Source organism: Myxococcus sp. AB025B (genome assembly GCF_006518215.1).
Classification (GTDB): Bacteria; Myxococcota; Myxococcia; order Myxococcales; family Myxococcaceae; genus Myxococcus; species Myxococcus fulvus.
The window spans coordinates 1-9379 of record NZ_SRLW01000356.1 but is presented as its reverse complement, the minus strand read 5'-3'; the positions used below and the strand labels follow the sequence as shown (position 1 = coordinate 9379).

Sequence of the window (9379 nt, the reverse complement as noted above, 5' to 3'; positions counted from 1 at the left end):
ACCAGCCCTTCTGGGGGCACGTGGTTCTCCGCGCGGGGGTCGGGCCACAGCCGGTACCGCAGAAGTCGCTCACCGCCGAGCGGCTCGCGAATGCCATCCGCACAGCACTGTCTCCGACGGTACGGGCGCAGGCCGCAGCGGTGGGTGAATGCATCCGAGCAGAGGACGGGGCCGCGCGCGCCGTACGCCTCATCGAACAGACACATTTGGAGTGGAGCTACCGGCGGACATCAACTTAATGCATGCCCCTCGCCAATCGGCCGCTCAGCCCGCCTTGGATTTGCCTCCCAACTCGGTCGCGGCGTCATTGGGGGCGTGGCCCGACTCCGTAGACAGGTGGGTCAAGCTGCCAGCCTACTCGTTGCGGCCACCCGCTCGGACTCGACCGGGCTGATGCAGCCCAGGGATGAGTGGCGACGCTTCCCGTTGTGGAATACCTCCATGGACTCGAACAACGCTCGCTTCCTCACGTGTCTTGAAGCAGATGGCGTAGACGAGCTCCAGCTTCAGCGTGGAGAAAAAGCTCTCGGCTACCGCATTGTCCCAGCAGTTGCCCTTGCGCGACATGCTGTACTCGATGCCGCGCTCCTCGAGCAGCCCCCTCGCCGCCTTCAGCTCCCCAGCGGAGGCTCGGTGGGGGCGCGTGAAATCCACGCGGCGATGAACACGTCCAGCTCGCCTCGCAGCACGTCCTTCACGCGGGGCGTGCCGGCGCCGGTGCGCGGGTCCTCCACCCGGGCGCTGCGTCCCAGGTAGTAGCGGCGCGCCTCATCCGTGCTGCCGCCCTGGCCCGCCACCACGCGCGCGGCGATGTCCTTGAGCTCCTCCAGCTCCCCCGCGCCGGTGAGCGTGAGCACGCGCCCGGTGGACTCGTCCTTCACCGTCACCTCGGTGCGCACGCGCTGGAGGTAGGCGCCCTCGTGGCTCTTCACCGGACGGCCCAGCACCTCCAAGAGTTCCAATTCCTCCTCGGAGAGCGCGCCGCCCCGGTGCACGCGGACATACGCGCGCTGGCGCTTCTCGTCCTCCAGGCGTCGGTGCATGCCCGCCTCTCCCGCCAGGAACCCGTATGCACCCGGCCCGGCGATGCGCACCACGACACGCGAGGGCTCGTCCGCCTCGGCCACCGCCACCGCCTCGTAGCCCCGGCGCTGCGCCCACCCCAGGTACATGGTGGCCAGCTCCTGCACCCACACCGCCTGCGTCTCCGCCGAGTCGCTCGCGCAGATGTCCACCAGCGCCTCGGTGTCCTGCTGCGAGGCGCCCGAGGCATGGAGCGCCTCGGCCATCTGCACCTCGCGCGCGACCTCCTCCACCTGCCGCGCCGCGGAGCCCAGCTGCACCTCGTTCTTCGCCTCGCGCACCAGCCGGCGGGCGAACAGACACGCCGCCTCCAGCCGCTCCATCTCGTTGAGGTGGGCCTCCACCAGCCGGAAGGCGCGGATGACGTCCGCCGCGTGCGTGGGGTCGTCCCAGAGGTTGGGGGCCTGCGTCTCCGTGAGCAGGGCCGTCCTGCGCTCCTCCAGCTCCGGTCGCCCCGAGGACGCCGCCAGCGCGCGCGCCTTGCCCACCAGCCGGTCCATCTCCACCAGCAGCGACTTGCGGTCCAGCCGCCGCTTCACCGGGGCCGCGCGCGCGGAGGGCAGCAGCAACTGCGCGGTGGGCGACGGCGGCGGGGCGGCGGGCTCGGCCACGGCCACCACCCGGTCCCCCGCGCGTGCCTCCACGCGCACCGGCGTGCCCGGAGGCAGCGGCTTGCGCGCAATCTCCACCGCGAGCGCCGCGGTGAGCGTCTTCTCGATTTCGCGCTGCAGGTAGCGCGCGCCGAACTGCGGCGAGTACCCGCGCTCGACGAGGATGTCGACCACCTCGGGCGTCACCTCCACGTCCAGCGAGCGCGCGCGGATGCCCTCGCGCTCCAACACGCGGCCCACCTCGCGCTGGGCAATCTTGCGGATGTCCACCTTGGACAGCGGCTGGAAGTGACAGATGGCGTCGAAGCGGTTGAGGAACTCCGGACGGAAGGACTCGCCGATGCGCCGGTCCACCTCCGTCACCATCTCCTCCGCGCGCCGCGTGCCCGCGAAGCCCATGGCGGGCTCGCGGTACACCTCCGCGCCCACGTTGGACGTGGCGACGATGAGCGTGTTGTTGCACGACACCACCTCGCCCGCGCCGTTGACGAACGTGCCCTCGTCGAAGAGCTGGAGGTAGCGGTCGTGCACGCTGCGCGCGGCCTTCTCGAACTCGTCCAGCAGCAGCACGGAGAACACCTTGCCGTCGAGCAGCGCCGTCAGCTCGCCGCGCCGGGTCTCCAGCGCCGGCGCCCAGGACGCGCCGAAGGGCACGCTCTCGTCGCCGTCGTTCGGGTAGTCCGCCATGTTCAGGCGCACCAGTCTGTCCGCCGAGCCGAAGAGGTACTCGGCCAGCAGCTTCGCCAGCTGCGTCTTGCCCACGCCCGTGGGGCCCGCGAACAGGAACACGCCCAGCGGCCGGCGCGGGTCGTTCAGCCCCGCCTTGAGCAGCGCCACCGAGCGCAGCACCGCCGCCACCGCGTCCGTCTGGCCCAGCAGCCGCTCGCCGAAGAAGCGCTCGGTCTCCTCCAGGTCCAGCGGCATCGCGTCGTCCACCACGAAGCGCGGCAGGCGCGTGGCGGCGCAGAAGCGGGTGAGCACGTCCTCGGGACCCACGTGGTCCTTGGCCGCGCCCGCCGCTTCCGCCGCCGTCTCCTTGAGCAGCTCGATGGCCTTGCGCGGCATGCGCTGCGCGAGCAGGAACTTGGACGACAGCCGCAGCGCCAAATCACACGCCGCCGGGTCGATGGGCAGCCGCAGCTCGCGCTCGAGCTCCTCCGCCACCCGTCCCAGCACCCAGCGCGCCTTCTCCAGCGGAGGCTCGTGCAGGGGCAGCAGGTGGAGCCGCTCGGCGAGCGCCTCGTCGGAGCGCAGCAGCTCCTGGACGCGCTTGGGCTCGGTCTCGAAGATGAACCGCATGCCGCTGGTGCGCAGCGCGCGCACGGCGACGGGGGCCAGGGGGCCGCCCAGCGCCACGGGCAAATCACGGATGTAGACGATGGGGCAGGCCTGCCGGGCGAGCCGGGCCAGCAGCTCCTCGAAGCTCTCCGCCGCCTGCCGTTGGGTGGAGCGCGCGAGGATGTTGGCGATGGACACCTCCACCAGCCGGGCCTGCGCCAGCTCCGCGTCCACGCGGCCCTCGGCGATGCGCCGGGCCACCTCCTGCACGAGCGCGCTCTTGCCCACGCCGGGGTCGCCGGCCAGCAGGGGGTGCTTGCCACCGCGCGTCAGCAACCCGAGGACCTCCGTCACCGCGGCGTCCACGCCATGGGCGGCCGGCAGCCGGCCCTCGCGAGCCAACGCGGTCAGGTCCCGGTCGATGAGTCGCTCCTGGTCCTCGCTCTTCCTCGTCGCCATGTCTCGTCAACCGCCCCCTCGCCGGAGCACGCACTCTAACCGCTGAACCGTCGAGGTGAGCGCGCAATCCCGGCCCGGGTCGGCAACAGGCCCGCCTGTGCGAGTCGGGCCCGGACCCAGGGTGGGCGGGTGTGGCAGCGGAAGTCGGAGGACTCGAACCCCAAGCCGGAAGGCCGGCTCGCACCCGGTAGCAGCGGGGCCTGGCGCCATCGCCAGTCCAACTTCCAAAGAGACAGACCGGAGCAGGGTGGAGTCGAACCACGGGCCCCGAAGGGCCCTCCCGATTTCCAGCCGGGCGGCCGGCCACCCGGCCTGCATGCTCCAAGACACAGCGGAAGACAGGGGACTCGAACCCCGAGCGCGTCATGCACCCGCACCGTTTTCGAAACGGGCCGCCAGCCTCTGGCGTCGGTCTTCCAGGAAATGTGCCGGCAGCGGCGCTCCCGCCTGCCGGCGCGCGGGGAGCTTCCTCCGGGCGGGAGGTCCACCTCTGGCGGACCTCCTCATCCCCCGTCACCCGTGTGGGCGGGGACGAAGGGGACGGAGGCCCGCCTCTGGCGGACCTCCTTCACTCGGGGGAGCTCAGGACTCCAGCTCGCCATGCCAGTACGCCACGTCCCTGAGGAACTTGGCCCACGACATGGGCATGCCCTTGTCGAAGACGAACGACAGGTGCAGGGTGTCCGGCAGCTTCTTGGGCTTCACCGGGGCGCAGCGCAGCGCCATCTTCGCGTGCTCCGGCGTCCGGTTGCCCTTCTTCTGGTTGCAGGGCACGCAGGCGATGACGACGTTGTCCCAGGTGGTGCGGCCACCCTGGGCGCGAGGCACCACGTGGTCATACGTGGCCTCCGCGCGCGACACCTTCAGGCCGCAGTACTGGCAGCGGCAGTGGTCTCGCACGTACACGTTCTCCCGGCTGAACTTCACGCCCTTGGGCCCCTTGCGCAGGCCGCGGAAGAACCGGATGACGGACGGCATGCGAATCTCCACCGTCACCGAGCGCACGAAGCGGTCCTCGTACTCCTCGACCACCTCGACCTTGCCCTGGAAGATGAGCATGACGGCGCGCTGCCAGGGAATCCGCGCGACGGGCTCGAAGGACTGACTGAGAACCAGCGTCTCCATGACGCAACGCCTTTCGTTTGTATCCGCGGCGAGACTCGAACTCGCACTGGGCCGGGTTTGAGCCGGCGGCCTCTCCCGTTTGGGCTACGCGGACGGACTTCGGGAGCTCCTGCTGACCTGCGACGACACGACGACGACGAACAGTGCCGGTGGCGGGAGTCGAACCCGCAACCTCCAGGTTCTCGACCTGGCACCTCTACCTGTTGGGCTACACCGGCAAGACTTCGAGGACACAGTGCACGCCCCGGGAATCGAACCCGGCGGGAACGGTGTGTGGGACCGTCGCCGTCTCCAGCTGGCTCGGCGTGCGTAGGACGAGTTGCGGAGCAGGGAGTCGAACCCTGGAGTCCAGGCTTATGAGGCCCAGTGGGGCACCGACCCCACACCGCAGAAAGAGGTGAAAGCTTGTGAAGCCCCCGGCAGGATTCGAACCTGCGACCTTGCGCTTAGGACGCGCGTGCTCTGGTTCCGCTGAGCTACGGGAGCGTGAAGAGAAACAGTGTGCCCCTGGCAGGGATTGAACCTGCGACCTCACGGTTCGGAACCGTGCGCTCTCATCCACTGAGCTACAGGGGCGAGAAGTGGAACCGCCGGGACTCGAACCCGGACCGCTCGGGTGCAAACCGAGTGCTCTCCCATTGAGCTACGGACCCATGATGACTCGCGTGAAACAGTGCCCCCGGTCGGGTTCGAACCGACGACCCCCGGTTTACGAAACCGGTGCTGCTACCAGCTGAGCTACAGGGGCGAGACGAAACAGGCCGCCGAGGAGTTGAACCCCGCCCGCTCGGATTTGGAGTCCAAGCTGCTCCCGGAGCGCGGCCTATGAAGGCGAAAAGTGCTGCGAGTGCCGACCCTCGGAATCGAACCGAGTCCTCCCGCTCTTCAGACGGGCGCGCGGACCACCTACGCCAGGTCGGCAAGTGTGAAGCTCCCCAGGAGGGACTCGAACCCTCAGCCTTGCGGTTAACAGCCGCCTGCTCCGCCATTGAGCTACCGGGGAATGTGCTGCGTTGAAGCGACTGCGTGAGAAGCACCGGGGGCAGGCTTTGCACCTGCACCTGCGGAGTCAGAGTCCGCCATCCTCGCTGGTTAGACGACCCCGGTATGAGTACCTCCGGAGGGATTCGAACCCTCGCCGTCCGCTTAAGAGGCGGATGCTCTTCCAATGAGCTACGGAGGCAGATTGCTCGCCGCCCCGATGCGCGCGGGCGGCATACATTCACCACGACGATTCAGTTGTCAGAGACCTTGAGGCTGCCGGGAACCCGAGCCGGGGTGACTGGCGCACGAACGCGTGTCCGGTCCTCGGGTGATGCCCCGCGATGCGGTGAGGCTGTGCGTGGCGGGCCACACGGGTGCGGCATGGGGATGCTGGAGCCCGGAAAGTCCAGAGGCCGGGTCCCCTGGATGGGAGCCCGGCCTCTGCGTGGCTTGGCGCGCCGATGACGGAGCGCGAGCTTCAGCAGGGTACGGGCGGCTGGCCGTGGAGACGGTCAAATCCCACGTGAAAGGTCGAGCTGGCGCTCGCGAGGGAGCCGGAGGCGACGTTGAACTGGGACCAGAGGTTGTCGAGATTGCTGCGCTTCATCGGGTTCGTCCGCATCGTCAACGTCGTCATGGTCGCCGCTCCTTTCTGGGAGACTCTACGGCGAATGATTTTCGTTCCTGACAAGGCCCGATGAAACCGTTCACCGGCTCAGGTGACGAGCGCGAGCTGAGGCGCGTCGGCGTGGGGTAGGAGCGACGGCCCTTGGTGTCCGCGCCGGTGCCCTACGAGGGTGTCGGTGAGGGTGTCGGTGAGGAAGCCGAGCACGTCGGAGAGCGCGTCCTGCACCAGTCGCCTGGAGAGGCGGTACTTGCCCACCATCCACCACTCAGCAGGCCCACCAACCAAGCCCAGTACGGTGAGAACGGTTACCTCGATACGTGTGACGGCGAGCGAGTCCCCCTCTCCCCCTGACCGCGACGCGCATCCACGGGTGAACGTGTCGAGAGCCTCGGGTTGCCCTGTGTGGAAGTCCTCTGCTATCGCGCGCCTCGCGCCGCAAGCGGCGAACTGCCCCGGGGGCTGTCCATGGCGAAGGGTTCCGAGACGATGCGAGGATTTGCCGCGCTGCTGGTGCTGTTGACGACGTCCGCGTTCGCGGCCGAGCCCTTCGCGCAGGGCATGGTCACCATCACCCTGGATGACGGCTGGGCCACCCAGTACACCAAGGCGCGGCCCGCGCTGAATGCGCGAGGGATTCCCGCGACGTATGGAATCATCACCCAGGCGCTCGCCCAGGGCTGGGGTGGCTACATGAGCACCTCCCAAGTCCAGACGCTCATCGCCGAGGGCAATGGCATCGCCAGCCATACCCTCACGCACCCGGACCTCACCACGCTGTCGCCCACCGAGCTCGTCGCCGAGCTGCGGGACTCGCGCGACTGGCTGGTGGGGTCGCTGGGCCTGAGCGCGGTGCCGGACTTCATCATCCCGTATGGGGCCTACGACGCCACCGTGCTCGCCTCCATCCGGCAGCACTACGCCAGCAGCCGCACGGTGAACGCGGGCCGGAACTTCCGCGACACCATCGTGTACGAGCTGCGTGGCAATGACGTGGCGCGTGGCGTCTCCGTCGCCACGGTGCGCGGCTGGATTGACCAGGCCCTCGCGGAGAAGAGCTGGCTCATCCTCGTCTTCCACGAGTTCGTGGATGGAACGCCGACCCGCGACACGCAATACAAGACGTCCAACTTCGCCAGCATCCTGGACCACCTCCGCACCCGGGGCGCGCTCACGGTGACGCTGTCGCAGGGACTCGCGCTGATGGACGGCCGCACGGAGCCGGAGCCGACCGCGGGGATGCGCATCTATTCCGATGCCCTGGAGGGCGGCTTCGCGGATTGGAGCTGGGCGGAGCATTCACTGGACGAGACGACCACGGTCCACTCGGGCTCGGCGTCCATCCGCTTCGAGCCCGACGCGTGGGCGGGACTGATGCTCCACCACTCGGGCGTGGACCTGTCGGGGTACCAGTCCCTGGAGTTGTGGGTGCATGGTGGCACCACGGGCGGTCAGGGGGTGCGCGTCGTGCTGCATGACGGCACCAACGTGCTCGGGAGTCAGCGGCTGGACGAGGCGCTGGGTGGGCCGCTGGTCGCGGGCGAGTGGCGCAAGGTCACGCTCTCGCTCGATGCGCTGGGGGCCTCGTCGGGCGTGATGCAGGACCTCTACATCCAGGATGACTCGGGAGCAGACCAGGCGGCGGTGTACCTGGACTCAATCGCTCTCATCCCCCGGTGAGGCTCCCGGGCGGCGCGGGGTCGGCTCGCCGCGCCGCGCCATCCGGGGGGTGGGGCCGAAAGGACAGACAGGGCTCCCATCGGCTGAGAATGGACTGTGTGCGGCCCTTGTGTGGCCCATGGGGAGTCGCGAATCCGGGCCCCCTTCTCATGTACCCGCCGTGTGGGGTTACATCCAAGGGGTGTCCTGCTTCGACGAGAAGACCGCGCAAGGGCTGGTCAGCGGTGTGCTCTCCGTCGTGGAGGCCCAGCGCCTGCGGCGTCATGCGGAGGGATGCCGTGCGTGCGCGGCGCTCCTGGCGAGGCTGACACCGCCCGGCAGCGCGGCACATCGCGTCACGCCGCAGCAGGAGGACGCCACGGAGCTGGCCCTACCGCGCGCCGCGTTGATGGCGATGGTGGGGGATTTCGACCCGCCCACGGAGCCACTGCGTGCCGCGCGGAAGAGGGGCATGGACCCGGAGGTGGACGGTTCGAGCGCTCATCCCGAGGAGGCCGCGCCGGACGCGGGGACACTGATTGCGCCAGTGCCCCGGCGCCTGGAGGGGCCGAAGACGTTGCTGGAGCTCCCAGCGGTCGCGGAGGCGGGCACCCAGGTTGCGCCGGCGCCGAAGGTTCCCGTGAGTTCGGGGCAACCGTCGCGGCCTCCCGTCGGCGCGAGCAGTCCCGTCACCTCGCATCCAGCGTCATCCGCGAATGAGGGACGTTCGGCCGCGGCTCCACCGGCTCCGCTCGGGACGAGCGTGGCGGCCACATCGGCTCCAGCGTCATCCGTGGCTGCTGGACGCTCGCCTACGCCACCAACGGGGCCTCTCAGGACGAACGCGGCGGCGACATCGGCTCCAGCGTCTTCCGAGAATGAGGGACGTGCACTTGCGCCACCAGCGGGGCCTCTCAGGACGAACGCGGCGGCGACATCGGACCCAGCATCATCCGCGAATGCTGGACGTGCACTTGCGCCACCAGCGGGGCCTCTCAGGACGAACGCGGCGGCGACATCGGACCCAGCATCATCCGCGAATGCTGGACGTGCACCTACGCCACCAGCGAGTCCCCTCGGGACGAACGCGGCGACCACTTCTTCCCCGGCCTCGTCCGCGAGCACGGGGCAGTCACCCGTGAATCCATCGCGCCCCCTGGTCGGTGAAGACGCTTCCGCGTCTCCTCCGCCGTCGCGCCCCCTGTTCGGCGCGAGCAACTCCGTGCCGCCACCGTCATCGCGGGCACCGGTGGGCACGAGCACCTCCAGTCCGCCGCCTCCCTCTCGGCCACTGGCCGGAGCGAGCACTTCCGTCCCATCGCCTCCTTCTCGGCCGATGGCCAGTTCAAGCACATCCGGTCCTCCACCACCCTCGCGGCCGATGGCCGGCGCGAGCGCCTCCGGTCCTCCACTTCATTCCGCCTCGGAAGCAGTCGCGGCATCCCAAGTCCCATCCAGCGAGGGTGGCCCACTACCGCCCTACGGCGAAGGCACGCAGGTCGCGCCTCCACCACGCCCGCCCCTCGTCGAGGGAACACAGGTCGCTCCTCCCCCC

At 69.5% G+C, this 9379-nt stretch carries 5 protein-coding genes, 13 tRNA genes and 1 pseudogene; 1 reads left to right on the top strand and 18 read right to left on the bottom strand.

Features of this window, described 5'->3' with window-relative positions; all coding sequences use genetic code 11:
• Positions 1–341: 341 nt before the first annotated feature.
• From FL311_RS37425 to FL311_RS37345, 18 genes and pseudogenes are all read right to left on the bottom strand, one after another.
• Positions 342–585: pseudogene (locus tag FL311_RS37425) on the bottom strand (integrase core domain-containing protein); the annotation flags it as partial.
• Between the two features lie 26 nt (positions 586–611).
• Positions 612–3431, bottom strand: coding sequence for an AAA family ATPase (locus FL311_RS37420; protein WP_141332461.1), 2820 nt, complete (start codon positions 3429–3431; stop codon positions 612–614).
• Between the two features lie 238 nt (positions 3432–3669).
• Positions 3670–3754, bottom strand: a tRNA-Ser gene (locus tag FL311_RS37415).
• 259 nt (positions 3755–4013) lie between these two features.
• Positions 4014–4556 (bottom strand): HNH endonuclease, encoded by a 543-nt coding sequence (locus tag FL311_RS37410; RefSeq protein ID WP_074949914.1) that lies wholly within the window; start codon positions 4554–4556, stop codon positions 4014–4016.
• Positions 4557–4576: 20 nt separating this feature from the next.
• Positions 4577–4650: transfer RNA gene (locus FL311_RS37405), tRNA-Leu, on the bottom strand.
• Between the two features lie 50 nt (positions 4651–4700).
• Positions 4701–4774: transfer RNA gene (locus tag FL311_RS37400), tRNA-Leu, on the bottom strand.
• 18 nt (positions 4775–4792) lie between these two features.
• A tRNA-Val gene (locus FL311_RS37395) sits at positions 4793–4865 on the bottom strand.
• Between the two features lie 10 nt (positions 4866–4875).
• Positions 4876–4946 (bottom strand) — tRNA-Met (locus tag FL311_RS37390).
• A gap of 21 nt (positions 4947–4967) precedes the next feature.
• A tRNA-Arg gene (locus FL311_RS37385) sits at positions 4968–5042 on the bottom strand.
• 16 nt (positions 5043–5058) lie between these two features.
• Positions 5059–5132 (bottom strand) — tRNA-Arg (locus FL311_RS37380).
• A 6-nt stretch (positions 5133–5138) separates the two neighbouring features.
• Positions 5139–5209 (bottom strand) — tRNA-Ala (locus tag FL311_RS37375).
• A gap of 21 nt (positions 5210–5230) precedes the next feature.
• Positions 5231–5304, bottom strand: a tRNA-Thr gene (locus tag FL311_RS37370).
• A gap of 100 nt (positions 5305–5404) precedes the next feature.
• A tRNA-Phe gene (locus tag FL311_RS37365) sits at positions 5405–5477 on the bottom strand.
• 10 nt (positions 5478–5487) lie between these two features.
• Positions 5488–5559: transfer RNA gene (locus FL311_RS37360), tRNA-Asn, on the bottom strand.
• A 31-nt stretch (positions 5560–5590) separates the two neighbouring features.
• Positions 5591–5663: transfer RNA gene (locus FL311_RS37355), tRNA-Gln, on the bottom strand.
• Positions 5664–5668: 5 nt separating this feature from the next.
• Positions 5669–5739, bottom strand: a tRNA-Lys gene (locus tag FL311_RS37350).
• 279 nt (positions 5740–6018) lie between these two features.
• Positions 6019–6177 carry a hypothetical protein gene (locus FL311_RS44470; RefSeq protein WP_194869525.1) on the bottom strand — a complete coding sequence of 53 codons (159 nt, stop codon included), beginning with the start codon at positions 6175–6177 and terminating at the stop codon, positions 6019–6021.
• A gap of 78 nt (positions 6178–6255) precedes the next feature.
• Positions 6256–6426, bottom strand: coding sequence for a hypothetical protein (locus tag FL311_RS37345; RefSeq protein ID WP_153882720.1), 171 nt, complete (start codon positions 6424–6426; stop codon positions 6256–6258).
• Positions 6427–6633: 207 nt separating this feature from the next.
• Between FL311_RS37345 and FL311_RS37340 the strand changes: the two genes are divergently transcribed.
• Positions 6634–7845, top strand: coding sequence for a polysaccharide deacetylase family protein (locus FL311_RS37340; protein WP_141332460.1), 1212 nt, complete (start codon positions 6634–6636; stop codon positions 7843–7845).
• Positions 7846–9379: the final 1534 nt, after the last annotated feature.

Coding starts and splice junctions, on each gene's coding strand:
- FL311_RS37420 (WP_141332461.1), bottom strand. CDS start 3,431: ATGGCGACGAGGAAGAGCGAGGACCAGGAGCGACTCATCGACCGGGAC.
- FL311_RS37410 (WP_074949914.1), bottom strand. CDS start 4,556: ATGGAGACGCTGGTTCTCAGTCAGTCCTTCGAGCCCGTCGCGCGGATT.
- FL311_RS44470 (WP_194869525.1), bottom strand. CDS start 6,177: ATGACGACGTTGACGATGCGGACGAACCCGATGAAGCGCAGCAATCTC.
- FL311_RS37345 (WP_153882720.1), bottom strand. CDS start 6,426: ATGGTGGGCAAGTACCGCCTCTCCAGGCGACTGGTGCAGGACGCGCTC.
- FL311_RS37340 (WP_141332460.1), top strand. CDS start 6,634: ATGGCGAAGGGTTCCGAGACGATGCGAGGATTTGCCGCGCTGCTGGTG.